This window comes from Actinomycetota bacterium (genome assembly GCA_019347675.1).
Lineage (GTDB): Bacteria > Actinomycetota > Nitriliruptoria > Nitriliruptorales > JAHWKO01 > JAHWKW01.
This window is the reverse complement of sequence record JAHWKW010000005.1, coordinates 145,958-165,262: the sequence shown is the minus strand read 5'-3', so window position 1 is coordinate 165,262 and position 19,305 is coordinate 145,958. Positions and strand designations below refer to the sequence as shown.

Here is a 19,305-nt window from a genome sequence, read left to right as displayed (position 1 = left end):
GCAGCATCGGCAACGTGGGGGCGGTGCGGTCCAGCGCCTGGATCTGGGGTTTTTCGTCCACGGCGAACACGACCGCCGCTTCTGGCGGGTTCAGATACAACCCCACGATGTCACGGATCTTTTCGATAAGCTCTGGATCGGGAGAGACCTTGAACGAGTCCTGCTGCCACGGCTTGAGCCCGAACGCCCGCCAGATCTCAGCCACCGTGGTCTTGGACAGCCCGTGCTTTTTCGCCAGATCACGCGTCGACCAGTGCGTCGCGTCGGCAGGTGCGGACTCCAACGTGTCGACCACCACCGCCTCGACGGTCTGATCGGAGATGGTGCGTTTGGCGCCAGGCCGCGGAGCGTCCACCAGCCCCTCCAGGCGATGCTCGGCGAACCGGCGCCGCCACTTGCCCACCGTGACCGGATTGCACCCCAGCTCGGCCGCGACCTCGACGTTGCTGGCACCCTGCGCGCAGCCCAACACAATCCGGCAGCGCAACGCCAACGCCTGCGACGACGTGTGCCGCCGCGCCCACCGCTGCAAGGTCTGCCGCTCGTCGTCGTTCAGCTCGATCGCCACCGTCGGTCGCCCCGCACGCCCCATGCCAGCTCCTGGTCGCCACCATCAGCCCGTCACAGGGAATCTACACCCGCCCAGCCATTATTTACCGTATTTAGCGGACGGCACACTAGATATCTGTGAGCCTCCTCGAGAACCACTAGCACAGGTCGAGGTCGGCCTATGCCTCCACTATCGGCTGGTGTACGAACGGCGGCTTCAAAGAGCAAGTGCATCACAACCCCAATGGCGAGTTCTGCGCTTGCTCTGGTACTCCGCTGAAGTCGAGAACGGAGACGGGTTTCGTGCCCCCCAGCCAGTCGTGCATCGCGGGTACAAGCGGGTCCGGCCCCTCAAATTCTCCTACTGGCTCCTGGAGGAACTTGAGCCTAGGATCTTGCAGTCCGAGCCTCAGCAACTCTGGCACTCGCCCATGGACGTCGAAGAACGGACCTTGGTGGGGAGGCTGTGCTCCCGGCCCATGGGGAACGTACTCAGCCGGAGTCAGGCTCGCCGCGTCACCCACCTTCACCAATTCGGCACTCTCCCTGTCACCCTTCGTTGCTACTGTCTCGCGATTCTCGCCGTCGAGCTCGTGCCAGACGGCCTTCAAGTCAAAGGGCACGGGCGTATCTGCCGTTACGGCCGCCGGATCTAGGTGTAACCAGTCAGCTGATGCCACGAATTCACGACGCGCGTCAGCGACGAGTTCCGTGAATCTTGCCTGTTGTCCCGCCTCCAGTCGTTCCCGCGAACACGCGAAGGACATCCAAGGCTGGTAGCGCCCAGTAGGGGACCTGCAATCTCTGATCGCCGGTGCCTAGGACGGATCGAACCTCGGCATCGTCGCCGAGTGCCTCGCCGTACTCACCATGCGGGTCGATGACAACGATGTTCGCTGATTTCCAGCCACCACGAGCGAACCCTTGCAGGATGGTCGCGACCGCGCTCGTCTTGCCGGCACCAGTCGAGCCGACGACGGCAGCATGTCGCGTCACGAGCCTTCCAACGTCCAAGGAGACGGGAACCTGCTCGGCTGCCGACAGCCGTCCGATCTGTAGATGCCCAGGTCCTGGAGGCGGAAACACCGCCGCGAGTTCAGCGGCTGTTGCGAAGTGGACAGGATCGTCGAGGCCCGGGTATGTGCCGACCCCGCGTTGGAACTGTCCAGACGCTCCCTGAATTTCTCCTAGCAACTGGACCTGAAGCCAACGCTCTCCAGTCTGAAGGGCTTCGAGCGGAGCTTGAGGGCCGCTTAGTTCCGCTATTCCGACAAGCGTGACGGTGGCAATCAGATCCACGAGGCCTTGGGGGATTCGGACAAGCGATCCGATCTGCCCCACGGGCATCAGCCGACCTCGGTAGATGGGGGCTACACCAGCGAGATTCGGATCGAGAGCGATTGTCACACGAGCGCCGAGGACGTGCCTTACTCTCCCGATGTATGTGGGGTTCCGTTCAGCCATCGGTCGGCATTTCTAGCTGAGCGAGCAATTCATCGAGTCGTGCCTGAACACGTCCTTGTTGCGCTGAGCTCTGTGCAAGGAACTGGGCGAACCGCGAGAAATCGCCGAGACGGAACGAACTCCAATTCCTTCCCCGCCATCCCCTCAGGACACGCTCCGTTGGCGGTCGCCGCGCACACCCATTGCGGCCAGATCGCGCTACCCGGTTTACAGAGCTGGTCATACCTGGCACTCATGTCCGACGAGCCGCAAGTCGTCGTCGACGGCTTCGCCCCACAGGACTATGGGGCTCCTAGGAACCAGCTCTTTGTGACGTGCGGCATTGGATTCAGCCTTGCCCCAATGAGGATCGCCGCTGCCCCACAGTTGGTCTTCTTCGAGCTCTCGGGCGCCTCGTGACGCGCAGAAGCCATTGCAACTCCGTACGTAGGTTTATCAACTTGTCTTGGCCCTAGTGTGGTGATTTGTACTGGTCCCCACCCGTAGCCAGAGGATCAGCCGCCACCAGGAGTAGTACGCGGTTGTCGCTCGCACCGATGAACTCACTGACGTCCTCCACGTCGACCGCGACCCGGACGGCCATCCCGTCGGCGTCGAGTTCCTCGACCGCGTTCACGCACTCCGGACACCGGGCTGGTGCGAGACCGCTACGGCGTCGAGCTCGTTGTGCCGTTCTCGTTCGCTGCCTGAGCCGGCAGCACACCAGCCGCCGAGCTGTGCGCAGCGTCACACCTGACGGGCACGATGTCGCGTCGACGTCGAGGCGGTCGACCGGTGGTTCCTGGACTGGTTCAGGGCGGGCCGAAGGACGTCGGCGTCTCGACGAGCCAGGTGCTGGGAAGCGTGTGCTCACCAGGCGAACTGCCGGGCGCCGCCCGCCGGTACTACGAACGGGACCCGGGGCGAGCCGCCGGCAACGGCAGCCTCATGCCCGCCGCGCCGGTCGCCCTCGCCCACCTCGGCGACGCGACGCCATCGCCGCGGCGGCCACCGAGGTCTCGTTCTTGACGCACGGCGACCCGTTGGCCGCCGAAGGTTGCGTCACGTGGTGTATCGCCATCGACCGTGCGGTCGCGAGGCCCACCTCGGCGGCGTGCGCGACGGCCTGGACCTCCTACCGGCCCCCATCGCGTGACCGCTGGGCCCGGTGGCTGGGGGAGGCCGAGTCGCAGCCAGCCGCGTCCTTCTCGAACAACGGGTTCGTCGTCACCACGCTCCAGGCCGGCCTACGCGTCCATCCTCGGACGCCGGTGCCCGACGATGCCCCACCACGGCACCTCGAGGAGGCGTTCGGACCGCGCCGGCCTGGTCGGTGACGGGGACCGTGAAGGTCGAGCCCTGCCTTCGGCCTAGAGGAGGCCTTAGAGGACGTGCTCGGCCAGCGCCTTCTGGACGCCCATGATGTTCGACTTCTTCCCGAACGTCTTGCGGATCGGTGCCGCGCCGCCGGAGACGTGGATCTCGAGCTCCGCCTCGGCGTCGAACGTTCCGGCCGTTTCGACCTTGAACTGCGTGATCGCGCGGTAGGGCACCGAGTGGTACTCGACCTTCTTCCCGGTCATCCCCTGCTTGTCGACGAGCAGCAGGCGGCGGCTGCTGAACACGAACAGGTCACGGAACACCGCGAAGGCGACCTCCACCTTCTCGTCGGGTAGGAGGAGGTCGGAGAGGTCCTCCTGCACGCTCGCCGCGTCGACGTCGGAAGCGTTCCCCATCAGGTTGTCGAGCAGACCCATCGTTCGCTCCTCGTCGGTCTTCGGCCGTCGTGGTGCACCGAAACGGTCGAGATGCCGTGGCAGACGCGAGGCGACCTACGCTCAGCGTCGTGATGGACCTGGCCGGCCTGCGTGCGCACTGCCTCGCGCAACCGGGTGCCGCCGGGAGCTACCCGTTCGGGCCCGGCGCCCTGGTCATGAAGGTCGGCGGGAAGGTGTTCGCGATCATCGGCGAGAACGACCAGCCGTTGACGATCAGCGTGAAGTGCGATCCGGATTGGGCACTCATCCTGCGGGATACCTACGACGCGGTGCAGCCGGGCTACCACCTGAACAAGCGGCACTGGAACACCGTCACCCTGGACGGCACCGTCGACGACGACGAGGTGCGGGACTGGATCGACGCGTCGTGGGACGCCGTCGTCGACGGTTTGCCACGGGACGTCCGACGCGGACTGCGTGACGGACACGAGTGAGTCACAGTGGCGCCGGGCGTCACGCCTGGAGGGTGCCGGCAACCAGGGTCGTGGTGCCGCCACCGACCCAGATGGTGCCCTCACCGTCCTGGTCGATCCGAGGCCGGCCGGTGCGTCCGAGCCGGGTGCCCTGACTCACGACGTATGGCGGCTCGACACGGCCGGTGCGCACCAGCCACTGGGCGACGGACGCGTTGAGGCTGCCGGTGACGGGATCCTCCATCATCGGCCGCGCTCGTCGTGGAACAGCGCGCGCACCTCGTACGCGGACGGTGACCCGGGCGGGTAGAACCCGACGAGCCCGACGTCGAGCGGGCCGTCCCCGTCGTGGACGGCGACGTCGGGCTCGACCGCCAGGACCGACTCGGCATCCGGCAGCAGGACCGCCACCCAGCCGGGTCCGTTGTCTACCCACTCCGCGTCGACGATCGCGTCCCGCTCGACGCCGAGGACCGCCGCCATCCGCTCGAGGAGGAGGTCGTCGACCGGTCCCGACCGGACCAGTGGCGGGGCCTCGAACGCCAGACCGTCGTTGGTCCGGCGCAGGCGCACCGGTCCGGCGCCGCACTCCTGCACGACGGTGTTGTCGCGTGCCGGTCGGCCGCCGGCTCGCAGCCACACGTGGCAGCTGCCGAGCGTGGGGTGACCGGCGAACGGCAGCTCACCGGACAGTGTGAAGATCCTGACGCGGTAGTCCGCCTGCCCGTCGGAGGGAGGGAGCAGGAACGCCGACTCGGAGAGGTTGAACCAGCGCGTGATCCGCAGCATGTCCTCGGTGCTGAGCCCCTCGGCGTCGACCACGACTGCCAGCGGGTTGCCTCGGTAGGGCTCGGGGGAGAACACGTCGACCATCTCGAACGCGTGCTGCACGGCCAGCCTCCCACCACACGCCGGAACCGCACCGTAGGCGCGAAGGTCCGCGTGCTCGAGTGCGACTCGCCGGAGGCCACCACCTCGACCGAGTGCTTCGGCCCCGAGGCCACGCGTCACCTCCCGGAGCTGCTCGGCGGGGTCGGCGCCGAGGCTGGTCGCCGACCGCGAGGACACCGACCCCGAGGACACCGACCGCTACGACCTCGTCAACCGAACTACGGTCAGGTCCGTGGGTTACGGAGAGTGCTCAGGCGTCATGTAAGCCTCAGCTGGAAATCTTCACCTGCGAGTGCTGCTCGATCATTGGAACGTCCTGCTGGCAGAAGGTCATATTCGAACCGCGTGAATGCCTTCATCTCAGCGAGCCACAGGTCCAGATCGGTCTGGCCAGCCCATCCACCTGACGACCGCGCTCGTGGCCTCCGTCGCGGATGCCGACACCTACCTTGACCGCGCCCGTGCACTGGGAGCCGCAGGCGAGGGGCCGGCGAGGAGCCGACTCAGTGCCGCTAAAGCAGCCTACGTCGTCGACCCTGAGGGCCAGACCTTCGGACTGCTGAGCGAGCGGTAGCGCAGAGGAGCCGACAATCAGCGAGCCGAGCAGGACGATGGCGCGGCGTGCGACTCACGTCTCGTTGGCCCGTCCAGACCGCGCCGGGCGGCGGGCGGACGAAGGTGCGACGCAACCCTGCCCAAACTGTTCGGCCGCCCTTGGTTCCCCCACGCCCGCTTCCGGCGAGCTGTTTGCTCTGGCGGAGGAGCCACCGGATTGCGCTGCTCGCGATCGTTGCTCGCACCCAACGACGCTCGACAGGATCCGCATGCGTCCATCCCGCCAGGACCTGCGATTTCCGTCGACCGCTCGGTGCCAGACTTCGAGTCAAAGAACAAAACCGCGCGTCGAAGGCCTTCGTCCTCCGTCACTTCACAAACGTGGAGGCGCTCGCGCAAGGACCAGCCGTCCTCGTCCGGGTGGCACAGCCGTGACGGACGAACCCTTGTGAAATATAGGATCTCGGATCCGACGGAATCTTGCCTCAGATGAGAGTTCCGCCCGTATGACCGCAACCATTGTCGTCCTTGGCGATGGCAGCAGTTCTCGGCCGTAGGCTCAGGCTCAGGTCGCAGCGGAGGGTGCGTGGGCATGCTGGTCGTGAGTCGCGGTGAGGTCGAGGCGCTCCTCGACCTCGACCGGCTGGTCGAGGCCGTAGGCGCGGCGATGGCGGATCTGAGTGCGGCCCGTGCGTCGATGCCGGCTCGGATCGCGGCTCGGGTGGTGGATCGCGACGCGTTGCTGGTGGCCATGCCCGCGTTCCTGCCGTCGTCCCGGGCGCTCACCACGAAGCTCGTTTCGCTGTTCCCGCACAATCGCGACCGGCCGACCCACCAAGCCGTGATCGTCTGCTTCGATGCCACGAACGGCACGCCGATCGCCTTCTTGGACGGCACGGCCATCACCGCCGCCCGCACGGCTGCAGGTTCGGCGCTGTCAACGAAGCTTCTCGCCCGTCCGGATGCCAAGACGCTGGCGATCCTAGGCACGGGCGTGTAGGCGAGGGCTCATGCTCGTGCTGTCGTCCGGGTGCGCCCGATCCGGCGTGTGCGCGTCGCCGGCCGCGACCCTGACAAGGCGCGGCGAATGGCGGCCGAGCTCGCCACGGAGCTCGGTGTGCCGGTGGATGCGGCGCCGGACTTTGTGGCCGCCTTGCGTGACGCCGACGTGGTTTGCGCCACGACCCATTCCCCTGCGCCGGTCGTGCGTCGGGCCTGGCTCTCTCCGGGTACCCACGTCACCTCCGTGGGCTACAACCCCGAGGGCCGCGAGGTCGACGCCCCCACCATCGTGGACGCGCTGGTGGTGGTCGAATCCCGCGCCTCCGTCCTGGCACCCCCGCCGGCGGGTTCCAACGACTTGCTTTGGCCGATCCGTGACGGGCTCATAGGGCCCGATCACATCCGCGCCGAGATCGGCGAGCTGGTCGCCGGGACTGTCGCCGGCCGCACTTCCTCACAGCAGATCACCCTCTACAAGTCGGTCGGCGTGGCAGTGCAGGACGCGGCGGCAGCCGCGCTGGTCCTTGACGCTGCCCGCCAGCGCGGCGCCGGCACCGAAGTGGAGGTTTAACACCGACCTCTTCGACGATTTGGCTATGGACCCTGCCCAGCTGCCACGGCTGCTTCAGATCGAACGAAACACCGAGGAGCGCCTCGAGGAAGCCCGCCAGCAGCACTTCTTGGGAGAGGCCCAAGCTCGAACTGGATCTGCAACACATCGGGGAGAAGAAGGCCCAGGTCGAGCGAATCCACCAACAGCTCACGACCGGGGCGCTGCCCCTGCTCAGTGGCGAGCCGGCGCACGCACAGTCACTGATAGCCGTTCCTGGCAAGTACAGAGAAACCGCTACCTCCGCCACGTGTGGACGGCCGACGGGACGTTCGTCAACGAGCGGATGGTCGCCGACGGGTTCGGCGAGGCGGTCCGGTACGAGCCCAACGACCGCTACATCGAGCGTCTGCGCACCGCCGAGACCAGTGCGCGCGACGCCGGCAGGGCATGTGGACGGCGTGCGCCGCGCCGCCACCGCCGCCGGCGGATGAGCCGACCGGGGGCGGCGGTGAGGGCTGCGATCCCGCCTACCCCGACGTGTGCATCCCACCGCCACCACAGACCTGGACTGCGGCGACATCTCCCACCGCCGGTTCCGCGTCCTGCCGCCCGACCCGCACCGCTTGGACGGCAACGACGACGACGGGCTGGGCTGCGAGTCCGGCTGACCGACACAGGTCTGCGCTCCCCGCGACATGCTACTATATGAGCATGCCGAAGACCCGGCGGCTCCAGGTGCTCCTCGAGCAGGAGCAGTGGGACCGTCTCGAGGCGCTCGCGCGCGAACGCGGGGTCACGGTCGCGGCCGTCGTGCGTGAGGGCATCGACCTCGTCGTGCCGCTCGAGCGCGAGGTGCGCGAAGCAGCCTTCCGGACGGTCCTCCAGGCGGCCCCCATGGACGTCCCCGAGCCCGACAAGCTGCCGTCCGAGCTCGAGGCCATCCGAGCGCGCTCCGGGTGATCGTCGTGGACACGACCATCCTCGTGTACGCGGTCGGCGGCGACCACCCGCTGGCGGACCCGTGTCGGAGCCTGCTGGCAGAGGTCGCCTCCGCCAGCGTCCGTGCGACGACGACCGTGGAGGTGATCCAGGGGTTCGCGCACGTCCGGGCGCGCCGACGCGGACGCGAGGACGCCGCGCGGCTCGCACGTAGCTACCGGCAGCTGCTGCACCCGCTCGTTGCCGTCTCCGAGGACGACCTCGAGGCAGGACTCGACCGGTTCGCGTCGGACGAGCGTCTCGGCGCGTTCGACGCGGTCCTGGCGGCACGGGCGCTGCGGCTGGGAGCCGCCGTCGCGTCGGCGGATCGCGCCTTCGCGGGCATCGACGGCCTCACCCACCTCGACCCGGCGGACGCCGACTTCACCTCCGCCGTACGAGCCGTGGGCAGTTCACGCTGACCGTCCGCTGACGACGGCGTCGACCGCCTCGTCGATCGGCGTACCGCCGGCGACGAGCTCGAGGACGTGCCCGGCCGTTCGGTCGTCGCGGGCGACCGCAGCGAGCACCGCGGCGACGTCGTCACGCGGGACCTCACCGCGTTCGACGTGCTCGGCCAGCGTCACGCGCCCCGTGCCGGCGTCCTCGGTGAGGTGTCCGGGGCCACGATCGTCCAGCGCAGGCCACTCGAGCGCAGCTCGTCGTCGGCCCGCGCCTTGGCGCGGAGGGAGACGGCGAACACGTCGTCGCCGGCTGGCGGATCAGCGGCTCCCATCCCGCTGACCTGACGTACCGGGCGACACCCGAACGCCGGCAGGCCTCGATGAGCTTCACCGCGCCGCCGTACAGGTCACCTGGGCCCACGGGCGCCCCACCCTGCACCCCCCGGACACCGCACCGGCCCCGGCCCGTGATGCTGTGAACGCGTCGGACGCCAGGACGGCCTTGACTCCGTCCCTTGCTGGGTACGGTCGACGGATGGGCCTCCCCGAAGCGCACCTGACGCACCGTGGCGTGATCTACCGGCCCCTCGACCGGGACGCCGGCGACTACGAGCAGGTGGTGGATCTGCAGGCCGAGATCTGGGGCCCGACCAACGTCACGCCGGCCTCGCACCTGATCGCCGCCGCATCCTGTGGCGCGATCCTGATCGGCGCTTTCGACGACATGAGCGGCTCGTGCGTCGGCTTCTGCTACGGGTTCCCGGCCCACGACCGTGGCCAGGTCTGGCTGCACTCGCACCAGACCGCGGTGTCTCCCGGGTCACGCGACCGGCAGGTCGGCGAGACGCTGAAGTGGTTGCAGCGTGCGCTGGCGCTCGATGCCGGGCACGAGCAGATCACGTGGACCTTCGATCCGCTGCAGGCCCGCAACGCCCACGTCAACCTCGAGAAGCTCGGCGGGACCAGCCGTCGGTACCTCGTCGACTACTACGGTCGCATGCGCGACCCGCTCAACGAAGACCTCCCGACCGACCGGCTATGGCTGGACTGGTCGCTCCGCGCCGCGCGTGTCCGGCGCCGGTTCGCCGGCTACGTCGCCCGCAGCGGTGTCCAGTGGCCCGCCGCGCTCGGGGGCGGTGCAACCGACACGCCCAGCGCCCCGGATGCCCCCACGCCGTCCTCCCCGCAGTTGGTGTTCTCGACGGTCTGGTCGGACGTCGACGTCACGCTGCCCGCAGGTGAGCCGCTGGTGGAACTCGACGCCGTCGCGGTCGTCGTCGAGGTCCCCGCCGACCTCGGCCGGGTCCGCGCTCAGCTCGGGATGGACGCGGCGTCGCGTTGGCGGCTGCAGGTCCGGAGAGCCTTCCTGGCGTACCTCCGCCGCGGGTACGTGGTAGCCGGGTTCCGTCGCTGGGACGACGACCGCGGTCGCCGGGGCGGGCACGTGCTGGTCGACCCGGCGCAGGTCGGCCCGGCCGTGGGCGGCATGTGACCGTCGAGTGCCCCCGCGGTGCGCGGTCGGCCCGATGAACGTCACCGGCCACGTCGTGGGCGCGGGCGCTTACCGGCACACGTCGTCGACGAGCTGGTCGAGGACCTGTTCCTCGTGGACGGCGACACCGCGGCGCTGCATCCGCGGCGCCAGTGCCGGATCCCAGGGGGCCGGAACCGCCCGGCCGTGGAGGCGAGGCCCCGCCGGGGCGCGGGCGTAGGACGCGGCGTCGAAGCGCCACGGCCGGGCATCGAACCGCTCCATCACCAGACCTGCGATGCGCAGTCCCGCCCAGTCGAAGTCGCCGTGGTAGGCCAGGTCCGCGCCGGCGTCGCGGAGCTGGGTCAGCAGCGTCTGCGCCGCGGAGGCCGGTTGGCCTTCCACGCAGACCAGCGGGGCGGACGCGTCCGCCAGCGTGTCGGCCGCAGCGGCGATGACGGCGGGGTTCTCGCAGACGAACACGCGCCGTGCATGCAACGGCGAGAGGTCGGGTGGGTGGCGGACGAGCTGGCGCAGGGTGAGCCGGGCGGGTTCCCCGGACTCACCGCAGGCTCGCAGCATCACGTCGGTGACGCCGCTCCCGGCAGCCAGCAGGTTGACGACCAGGACGGGGCGGGCCAGCTCCCCCAGCAGGATCCCGGCGGAGGCCCACAGCGCCCGGCGTTCCTCACCGGTCGGCAGCGGACCGGCCGCGCGTCGGGGTTCACGGCGGTGGCGCAGCGCCCGCAGCACGAGTGTGGCGATCGGGCGATCGTCATCCAAGCCGTGGCTGTCGGACAGGACGGCCGCGGCCAACCGCTCGCGTCCGACGCCTGTGGCCGGGAGCGCGGCGATCACCTCGGTCGCGTGCTGCAGCAGCCTGCGGCCCCCGGCCGGGTCGCCCGCGAGGCGGCGGACGAGCCCGCTGGTGCGTACCTCCTGCACCCACGCCGCCGCCCACGGCTCATCGGGGATCCACCGCTCGGCGTCGGCGAACACGTCTTCCCATGCTGCTTCCTCGGCCTCCTGACGAGCCCGCCGGTCCTCCACCGGGCCGTCGAGCGTGACGACCGCCGCGGCCAGACCGTCGCAGATCCCCGATCTGCGCAGGATCCCGTCGACCTCGTCGAGCCGCACGGTCAGCGCCGCACCGGACGTGGGTCTGCGCCCGACCAGCCGGTCGACGCCTTCGCGCTGGCGCGGGGTCGGGTCGCGGAGCGTCGCCGTGCCCCCGACCGCTCGCCCCGTCTCCAGGCGTGCACGCACCCGGGCGCGGAGCCAGGCCAGCTCGGGGCCGCCCAGCAGCTGCTCGAGCCGCGCACGGTCGCCCGCGACCGGTCCAGTCACGCAAGCCGCGCGGGGATAGCGGCCTGGCCGTCGCCTGCCGCGACGCGCTCGCGACCGTTCCACACCCAGCGGCTCACCCCCACGGCGTCGATCCCCGGCCGGGTCGTGAGCTGCGCGATCGCGATCGCCGGGACGGTCGGGTAGCAGCCCCACTCCCGTTCGCTGGTCATGACCAGATCGAGGTCGAACTGTTCGAGCAGCCCCATGCACTTGCTGCGCATGTCCGAGTCGATCCCGACGAACGCCTCGTCGAGCATGATCAGACGCGGGGCGTGAGGGTCGGCGCTGCGGTAGTGGGCGGCTGCGGCGGCGAACTGCGGGACGGTGAGGGCCAGGGCCTTCTCGCCGCCGGAGCTGGTGCCGTGCGTGCGGCGGGTCAGCGGCTTCCACTCGCCGTCCTGGTGCCGTTCGACCACGAAGCTGTGCCACAGGCGGTAGTCGAGCGCCTCGGCGAGGTGCTGCTGCCAGGTCCCGGTGTCGTCCGCTCCCCGCACCTCGGCGATGCGTTCCTGGAGGAACGCACCGACATCGTGCCGCTGCTCGGGGGACCAGCCGGCGTGGTGGGCGAGCATCCGCCGGCGTGCCTCTGTCAGCCCGGCCGGGCCGTCCGACCTCGGCCGCCAGGCGAACCGCAGCTTCATGCCCGTGGAGGTCGGCATCCGTTCGAGCTCGGCGTTGACCTCCGCCACCCACTCCTCGCCGGCCCGCAACAGCTCGTGCAGGTGCGCCGCGACGTCCCCGATCAGGTGGTTCTCGATGATCTCGCGCTCGCGTGCGCTGAGCAGCGCTTGGCGGTTCTCGATTTCGGACGCCAGCAGGTCACGGAGGGCGGGGATCGCGCGGACCTCGCCCTGGAACGTCGTCGTCACCACGAAGAGTTCGTCGTCGAAGCTGCCCGCCGGCCGCAGGTCGTGAGCCAGCAGCTCACGTTCGAGGTCGGAGAAGTGCCCGAGGATGGTCTGCTGCGTCCGCGTCCAGGCCACGTCGTCGGTCGCGACGTCGTCGAGGGCTTGGTCGATGCGCCGGGCTGTGCGCACCGCCCGGTCGGCGGACCACTCGTCGGCCGTCCCGGATCGCGCGTCATCGTCGTCGACGCCGGCGACGGGCAGCAGCCCGGCACGCACGGCGGCGGCGAGACGTTCGATCGCCTGACCACGTCGTTCCGCGTCGCCGGCCAGCGCCTCGGTGAGGTCCTCGATGCGGGTCTCGGCGACCCCGACCGCGACCCGGGCCTCCTCGTGGGCGGTCTGCAGCGCGTCGAGGCGTCGCTGGGTCGCCTCCATCCGGCGCTTGGCGTCCTCGAGGCGGGACAGGATCTCCTCGACCTCCGCACCGACGGTGGCCTCCAGCGTGTCGCGGCGGGACGCCGCGGCGATCGCGTCGCCGCGCAGAGCCGCCGCCCGCTCCACCAGCCGGGCGTGCTCGGCGGCGGCCGCGGTGTGGTCGGCCGTGGCACGGTCGAGGTCGTCGAGCCGGGCGGCGTGCCCGTCGAGGGTCGGCCACAGCCGCGCGAGACGTTCGCGGTAGTCGGCGAGCGCAGCTGTGAGCCCGTCGAGCCGATCGAGGTGGTCGGCGAGTCCCAGGTCGGTGGCTGCCTCGGTCCGGGCGCGCTCCGCTTTCTCGAGCTCGCGGCGACGTGCGGCGACCGCCTCCTCGCCGACGGCCACCTCACCCCGCAGGCGCGCGACGCGCGCTGCGGCTTGCGCCCGGGCGGCTTCGGCCGCGCGGATCGCGGTGTCGGTCGGGGCAGCCTCGACCTCGGCGGCGAGCCGCACGGCGCGCCGGTCGATGCGGTCAGCGTCTGCGGCCAGGCCGTCCAGCCGCTCATCGATCGCGGCCAGTACCCGGTCGAGTTCGGCCAGCCGGCGGCGTCGGGCAGCCTGGCGGGCAGCGTGGCCCAGGTGCTCGGCCTGCTGCTTGTGCCACACGCCGTGCAGGGGTCCGACCCGGAAGCGTCCGTCGGCGGACACCCATACTTCACCGGCGTCGGGGGCGGCGCCGATCCGGGCCAGGACGTCGGCGACGGTGGCGTCACCGACGGCGGCGGCCTGGGGATCGTCGCGGTCGATCGCCGGCCGCAGGAGGCGGGCCAGCCCGCCATCGGGGGCGGGCGCTCCCGTCGCCAGGATCGCGGTGTCGTGATCGTCGGCGTCGAGGACTCGACCGTCGGGCGTGACCCAGGCGTCGAGCAGGCCGGCGGCCTCCAACGCGGACTCGTACCCGGCGACCTCAGCGGCGACGCCGTCGGTGAGCTCGACCAGCTGCCACAGTGGCGCACCCGCCCGACCCTGTCGTGACGTCGCGTCGCGGGTGTGCGGCGGAGGTGGCGGCAGGTGCCGCGCCGTCGCGACCTGCTCGTGCTCCGCCGCCACCTCGGCGCGTTCCTGCTCGGCGTCACCGCGGCGCCCGTCGAGCTCGGCACGGTCGGTGGCGAGCGTGGCCCGCGCCGCGGCCACCGCGTCGTCGACGGCGACGGTAAGCGGTGAGCGGCCGTCGTCGACGGCGCGCCACGCCTCCAGCTGCCAGGCGACGTCGTCGGCGTCCACCGCCCGCACCTCCCGCGCCTCCGTCGCCCAGCGCCGGTAGCGCTCGAGCGCTGCGGCCACGGCCCGTTCACCGGCCGCGGCCGCCTCGACCTCCTCGTCGCGGGCACCAGCCAGCGCGCTCACCTGGGCGCCCAGCCGGGTCCTGGCGTCGCGGACGTCGCCGGCGGAGCGGTCACGTGCGGCGGTGAGCTGGCGGAGGTGCGCCAGACCGCGGCCGCGGCGCTCGACCGCGTCGGCGAGTCGGTCACCGGCGGCCAGGCGTGACGCGCCATCACGGACGTCGGGGAGACCCAGCCCCGTGACCCACCGCGCGTGGTCGTCGTCGACGGCGGCCCCGGACGCCGCCTCCTGCGCCCACCGGCTCGCCTCGCGTACCTGCTGGCGGGTCTGGTCGCTGGCGGTGCGGGCCGCGTCACGGCGACGCTCGCGCTCACCCAGCGCGTCCCCGGCGCGCGCGACGTCCTGATCGGCGTCGTCGGCGAGGCGCTTCGTGGTGGCTGCGTCCTGACGGGCGTGGTCCAGCTCGCGGGCGCGGTCCATCGCCGGGGACGCCTCGAGGGTCCGGACCTGTTCGCCCCGGCGTCGCGCGTCCTCGCGGGCGTCACGCCGCTCCCCCTCGATGCGGTCGAGGTCCGACCGGGCCTCTTCCCCGGCGGTCGCTGCGGCGCGCAGGCTGCGCTGCGTGGTCTCGTACGCGCTGTTGGCGGAGGTGACCGCCTTCGCGCGCCGCCGGACCGCGATCCCGGCGTAGCGTCGGTACGCGCCGAGGAACGCTCGGGTCGCCTCGGCCGCAGCGACGAAGGAGGCGAGCGCGGCGCGGTCGTTCTCGAGCGTGCGGAACGCCTCGGCGACGTCGTCGACGACCGCCTGGGGCAGCGGCGACAGCGACTCGGACAACGCGGCGGACAGCGCCGCCTCGTCGAGCTGGCGGGACAGCTGCGGCCGACGCAGCTGGATCAGCAGGTCGACCAGAGCCTCGTAGCGATGCTCGCCGAGGCCGAACAGGCGACGGTCGACGTCCGCACGGTAGGCCTTCGCGGTGTCGTGGACGTGGCCGCGCTCGCCCAGCGCCTCCTCGAGCCGTCCCTTGGTCAGCGCCTGCCCGGCATCAGCGACGAGCGCAAGGTCGACGCCCACGCGCCGCTCGGTGGTGAAGTACCAGCGCTGGGCGACCCCCTTGCCGCGCACCGCCCGCATCCCGCACCCGAGCGTGACGTAGCGGGCCACCCCGGCGTCGAGACGGCCGAACTCGATCCACGTGTAGCCCAGGCGGTCGTCGTGGCGGCCGAGCAGCAGGTTCCACTCGGCACGCTTCGCCGGGTCCTGGTCGGGCTCTAGGCGGTGGGGGGCGAGCTCGCCGTCGAGGAGGAACGGCAGGGTCAGGGCCAGGATCCGCGACTTGCCGGTGCCGTTGTTGCCGCGCAGCAGCAGGCGGCCGCCTTCGAAGCGGAACTCCTCGGCATCGAAGCGGTACATGTTGAGCAGGCCGAGACGCAGCGGCTGCCAGCGGTCGCCCCGCGCTGGGCCCGGCAGGCCATCCTCGGCGCGGCGCTGGCCGTTCGAGCCGTTCGAGCCGTTGGAGCCGTTCATGTCGCGTCCTTCCGGTCGCAGGTGGTCGCGTCGAGGAGCGACGTCCGGTTGGTACCGGCGACGGTCGGTTGGGCGGTCGCGTAGCGGGCGATCGCGGGCAGCGGCGTGATGCCGTGGTCGTCGCGGCGGGCGAGACCCAGCGCGACCAGCCGGTCGATGGCGTCCGCGGCCAGGGACACCTCCGCCCCCGGCTCGCGCACGTCGCGACGCCAGTGGTCGGCGTGCTCGGACACGCAGCGTGCGACGACCGCTTCGACGTGGGTGGCGGCGACCGGTCCGCCGCCGTTGCGCAGGTGCTGGGCCAGATGCTCGGCGACCAGGAGCGTCAGGTGCCCGTCGGTGCCCTGGTCGGGCATCTTCACGTCGGTGAGGGCACCGCGGTCGTCGACCATCGCGAGGCCCTCGGCCCTGACCTCGGCAGCGAGCCCGGTGGCTTCCTCGATCGTGGAGACGATCCGATGCCGCTGCCGCGTGAGGTACGCGAGCTCCTCGTCGGACAGGTCGTCGTGGTAGACGACCGGGTCGTCGAGCAGTCGGCGGGTGAGGTTGGTGCGGATCGCGCGGTTGCGTGCGTCGTGGGTGTCGGGCACCGGTTCGGCGACCAGCGCGGCCAGCCTCCCGGTCAGATCGGCCGCCTCGATGGTGGACGGCGGACGTCGCGCGGTGAGGAGCGTGGCGAGGACCGCCCGCTCGACGTTGTACAGGACGTCGCCGTGACCGGCGACGTAGTCGACCTCGTCCCCGTCGACGCGGTGCAGCACGCCGAGGTCCAACAGCAGGCGGACCGTGGCGACGAGGTCGCGGCGCTGGTCGCGGCTGGTGAGGTCGAAGTCGATCCCGGCCTCGGCGAGGGCGGGATCGGCCGCGACCGCCCCGAGGATGCCCTCGGCGAGGTGACCGAGCGTGGTCTGGCGGTCGGCGGTCTCCAGATACGCGAGCGCCAGGCACACCAGCACGTACCGCCGCCGGGAGAACGGGGGGTCGCTCGCCCGGGCGCGCGCGCAGCGGGTGCGGTCGTCCAGGGTCGGGGTGATCTTGCGCAGCCGTGCCAGGCTCGCATCGACCGTGAGCGTCCAGCCTGCCTCGTGCGCGAACCAGTCCTTCAGCCACGCGGCGTGGCGCCGGACCAGACGGTGGGCGTCCGGGTGGTGGGCGGCCGGCAGCAGCGGACGGGTGAGCAGTGCACGGATGGCGCGGCGCCGTTCGTCGGCGGTCTCCGCGTCGAGGCGGTGGCGGACGCTCCCCGTCGAGGTCACGCGCCGGTCTCCACCGGGACGCGTCGCGGTTCTTCGGTGTGGCCCGACCCTCCGACGTCGGGTGCGGTGTCACCGGCGACCAGGTCGACGATCGTGACGTGGTGGTCTTCACCGTGCAGGTCACCGTCGGCGGTCCGGATCGTGGCGGTCGCCCCGTCCCCGGTCGGCGTCAGCGTGATGTGCATGCTGCCGTCCGCGGTGGTCGCCTCGACGGTCTCGTGGGGGTCGACCTTGGTGGCCAGGGCCTCCCCGAGCAGGTCGAGGAACAGGTCGAACGCGGCCCGGTCGAGGTCGCCGAGGACCGACAGTCGCGTGCGTCCGCCGGTGGCGAGCCGGCGGCGGGCGGCGGCCGCCTGCGCGGCCTCTCGTTCGGCCTGCGCGGCCAGCAGCGCCTTCTCGCGGCTGCGGTCGATCACCGCCTTGGGCATCCCGCGCCGGATGTAGCGTCCGGTCTTACGCAGCTGCGGCGAGATCCGCAGCGGCTCGTCGTCCAGCCAGCTGGTGCTGCTGGCGACGGGGTCGTCGTCGCGCGCGTCGAGGGTGTCGGCGTCGACGGCGAGATGGCGGGCGGAGGTCAACCCGAACGCGGCCCGCCACAGCCGGTGCGCGTCGGCGTCGCTCTCCGCCTCGGCGAACCACCGGGCCAGGGTGCGCAGGTCGGCGGCGCGGTCGGTGCGCGACACCCGGCGCTCGTTGATTTGCGACACCGCACGCAGCAGGTCGGGGACGGCCTTGCGGGCGCGGGCACGCAGCACGTCGGACTGGGAGGCCTGGCCGGGCGGCGCGACGAACCAGGCCGTCAGCCCCCGCCACCGGGCGTCCCACCGGTCGCGGGTCGTCGCGGCGCGGTCCTCGTCGTCGACGTCCAGCGCGTCGCTGAGCTCGCGTTCGGCGGCGAGCGTGAGCAGCCGCCCCGCCCCGGCTGCCTCGATCTCGGTCAGCAGCGCCGCGATCGTGGCCTGTGCGGTGACCAGATCCCCGATGAACCGCTCGAGGTAGTCGATCAGGCGGTCCTTGTACGCCAGGAAGGCGTCCAGGTCGATCTCGTGGAGCTCGACCGTGCGCTGCAGGCCTACGATGAACGTCTGCGCCCGGTCGGTCAGTTCCTCGAAACGATCGGCCAGAGAGCGCAGCGTGAGGTGGACCTTCCCGGCGTCGGGTGCCTGCTGTCCCGCCAGCCCGACCAGTTCGCGCAGCAGATCGGCGATGTCGGTGAGGGCGGTGGTCTGGAGCTCGCCCGGCGTGAGCAGCGTGTCCTCGAAGTGGCGCACCGCCCGCTCGGCTGCTTGCCCCTCGGCGGTCAGCTGATACAGGTACCGGGGCCGGTTGAACTCCTCGACGGTCGCGACCTCGGCCGTGTCGACGTCTCGGCGGAGGTTGCCCCACTCGACGAGCTGTGTGAGGGCCGCCCGCACCGCGTCGTCGTCGAGCGCCAGGTCGGTGGCGAGGTCGCGGGCGCGCAGGTGCAGGCGGAACTGCTCCTTCGCCGCCACGAACGTCCCCATGACGGCGCGGTAGACGTCGGCCTTCTCCACGGTGAGGTAGGAGAAGACGTCCAGCCGCCCCTTGGTGGCCACCGCTGCGTCTCCTGGCGTCGGAATCTGGCGTCGAACCGTGCGTCGGAACCTGGCGTGGGAACCGTCTCGCCGGCCCGGACACAACCATGCGGCTGTGACACCTCTCCGCGCACCCACAGCCGGATGCTAACCATGTAACTACGCCCATGCGAGGCTCGCGCGAGTGGAGGACGCGGCGTGCGGCTGCCGTCCGCACTCGTCGCGCAGGAGCCTCCCACGACCTCAGGAGCATCACGACGAACAGCATGGACCGACGAGCGGGCCGCGACGGTCACATCGTTGGTGGGGACGCGGGCGGTCGGTACGCTCGCTGCAACAACAACCCTTTAACGACCGGTCCTGCGAGGCCGGGAAGGGACACAGAGCGTGACCAGCGACGCCCCGACGGGCGCTCCCGCCACGACGCGCGACCCCGGGCGTGTCCTCGGCGCCGACGATGTCAACCGGATCGTCACGCGCATCGCGCACGAGATCCTCGAGCGCAACCGCGGCGCGGGTGACCTCGTCCTGATGGGCATCCGCACGCGCGGCGTGCCGCTCGCTGCCAGGCTCTCGGAGGCGATCCTGCGCATCGAGGGCGTGGCGGTCCCCCACGGGGCGCTCGACGTCACCCTGTACCGCGACGACCTGTCGCGCCGTGGCCCGCTCCCGCTGGGCGAGACCCGCTTCCCGTGTGACGTCAACGGGCGGGTCGTGGTCCTCGTCGACGACGTCCTGTACACGGGCCGGACCGTCCGCGCCGCTCTGGACGCGCTGTCGGAGGTGGGACGTCCCCGGGCGGTCAGCCTCGCGGTGATCGTCGACCGGGGCCACCGGGAGCTGCCGATCCGCGCCGACCACGTCGGCAAGAACCTGCCGACGTCCCACGACGAGGACGTGCGCGTGCTGCTCCGCGAGATCGACGGCGAGGACGGGGTCGAGATCGTCGCCCGGGAGGGGCGACGGTGAAGCC

At 71.2% G+C, this 19,305-nt stretch carries 13 protein-coding genes and 4 pseudogenes; 7 read left to right on the top strand and 10 right to left on the bottom strand.

Going from position 1 to position 19,305, the window contains the following annotated elements; genetic code table 11:
* The 4 genes and pseudogenes from KY462_04965 to KY462_04950 form a co-directional block, all read right to left on the bottom strand.
* Positions 1-592: IS630 family transposase (locus KY462_04965; GenBank protein ID MBW3577081.1), on the bottom strand; the 592-nt coding region annotated here is incomplete at its 3' end.
* 29 nt (positions 593-621) lie between these two features.
* Positions 622-1,950, bottom strand: a pseudogene (locus tag KY462_04960) (ATP-binding protein).
* 514 nt (positions 1,951-2,464) lie between these two features.
* Positions 2,465-2,629 (bottom strand): hypothetical protein, encoded by a 165-nt coding sequence (locus KY462_04955; GenBank protein MBW3577080.1) that lies wholly within the window; start codon positions 2,627-2,629, stop codon positions 2,465-2,467.
* A gap of 745 nt (positions 2,630-3,374) precedes the next feature.
* The gene (locus tag KY462_04950; protein ID MBW3577079.1) at positions 3,375-3,749 is read right to left on the bottom strand and encodes a PH domain-containing protein; all 375 of its coding nucleotides are present in this window, start codon (positions 3,747-3,749) and stop codon (positions 3,375-3,377) included.
* Between the two features lie 92 nt (positions 3,750-3,841).
* Here KY462_04950 and KY462_04945 point away from each other — a divergent pair, with 92 nt between their 5' ends.
* Positions 3,842-4,204 (top strand): MmcQ/YjbR family DNA-binding protein, encoded by a 363-nt coding sequence (locus KY462_04945; protein MBW3577078.1) that lies wholly within the window; start codon positions 3,842-3,844, stop codon positions 4,202-4,204.
* Positions 4,205-4,223: 19 nt separating this feature from the next.
* Here the strand turns inward: KY462_04945 and KY462_04940 are convergent.
* Positions 4,224-5,056, bottom strand: a pseudogene (locus tag KY462_04940) (PhzF family phenazine biosynthesis protein).
* Between the two features lie 1,165 nt (positions 5,057-6,221).
* Here KY462_04940 and KY462_04935 point away from each other — a divergent pair.
* The 4 genes and pseudogenes from KY462_04935 (at position 6,222) to KY462_04920 (ending at position 8,584) form a co-directional block, all read left to right on the top strand.
* Positions 6,222-7,202: pseudogene (locus tag KY462_04935) on the top strand (ornithine cyclodeaminase family protein).
* 289 nt (positions 7,203-7,491) lie between these two features.
* Positions 7,492-7,893 carry a hypothetical protein gene (locus tag KY462_04930; GenBank protein MBW3577077.1) on the top strand — a complete coding sequence of 134 codons (402 nt, stop codon included), beginning with the start codon at positions 7,492-7,494 and terminating at the stop codon, positions 7,891-7,893.
* Positions 7,890-8,144, top strand: coding sequence for an antitoxin (locus KY462_04925; protein MBW3577076.1), 255 nt, complete (start codon positions 7,890-7,892; stop codon positions 8,142-8,144). The genes KY462_04930 and KY462_04925 overlap by 4 nt, the downstream gene beginning before the upstream one ends.
* Positions 8,141-8,584 (top strand): type II toxin-antitoxin system VapC family toxin, encoded by a 444-nt coding sequence (locus KY462_04920; protein ID MBW3577075.1) that lies wholly within the window; start codon positions 8,141-8,143, stop codon positions 8,582-8,584. The genes KY462_04925 and KY462_04920 overlap by 4 nt, the downstream gene beginning before the upstream one ends.
* Here the strand turns inward: KY462_04920 and KY462_04915 are convergent.
* Positions 8,576-8,898, bottom strand: a pseudogene (locus tag KY462_04915) (NAD(P)H-binding protein). The gene KY462_04920 and the pseudogene KY462_04915 overlap by 9 nt on opposite strands.
* Positions 8,899-9,101: 203 nt before the next feature.
* Between KY462_04915 and KY462_04910 the strand changes: the two are divergent.
* Positions 9,102-10,058 (top strand): hypothetical protein, encoded by a 957-nt coding sequence (locus tag KY462_04910; protein MBW3577074.1) that lies wholly within the window; start codon positions 9,102-9,104, stop codon positions 10,056-10,058.
* A 69-nt stretch (positions 10,059-10,127) separates the two neighbouring features.
* Here KY462_04910 and KY462_04905 read toward each other — a convergent pair whose 3' ends face one another.
* The 4 genes from KY462_04905 to KY462_04890 are packed head-to-tail and all read right to left on the bottom strand — an operon-like array spanning position 10,128 to position 18,335.
* Positions 10,128-11,384 (bottom strand): TIGR02679 family protein, encoded by a 1,257-nt coding sequence (locus tag KY462_04905; GenBank protein ID MBW3577073.1) that lies wholly within the window; start codon positions 11,382-11,384, stop codon positions 10,128-10,130.
* Positions 11,381-15,520: a TIGR02680 family protein gene (locus KY462_04900; GenBank protein ID MBW3577072.1), complete on the bottom strand. Its 4,140-nt coding sequence runs from the start codon at positions 15,518-15,520 to the stop codon at positions 11,381-11,383. The genes KY462_04905 and KY462_04900 overlap by 4 nt, the downstream gene beginning before the upstream one ends.
* On the bottom strand, positions 15,517-16,776 hold the full coding sequence (locus KY462_04895; GenBank protein MBW3577071.1) for a TIGR02678 family protein: 1,260 nt from the start codon (positions 16,774-16,776) through the stop codon (positions 15,517-15,519). The genes KY462_04900 and KY462_04895 overlap by 4 nt, the downstream gene beginning before the upstream one ends.
* Positions 16,773-18,335 (bottom strand): TIGR02677 family protein, encoded by a 1,563-nt coding sequence (locus KY462_04890; GenBank protein MBW3577070.1) that lies wholly within the window; start codon positions 18,333-18,335, stop codon positions 16,773-16,775. Before KY462_04890 ends, KY462_04895 begins: the two co-directional genes overlap by 4 nt.
* A 384-nt stretch (positions 18,336-18,719) precedes the next feature.
* Between KY462_04890 and pyrR the strand changes: the two genes are divergently transcribed.
* Entirely contained in the window at positions 18,720-19,301 is a 582-nt protein-coding gene (gene pyrR, locus KY462_04885; GenBank protein MBW3577069.1) for a bifunctional pyr operon transcriptional regulator/uracil phosphoribosyltransferase PyrR, read from the top strand.
* Positions 19,302-19,305: the final 4 nt, after the last annotated feature.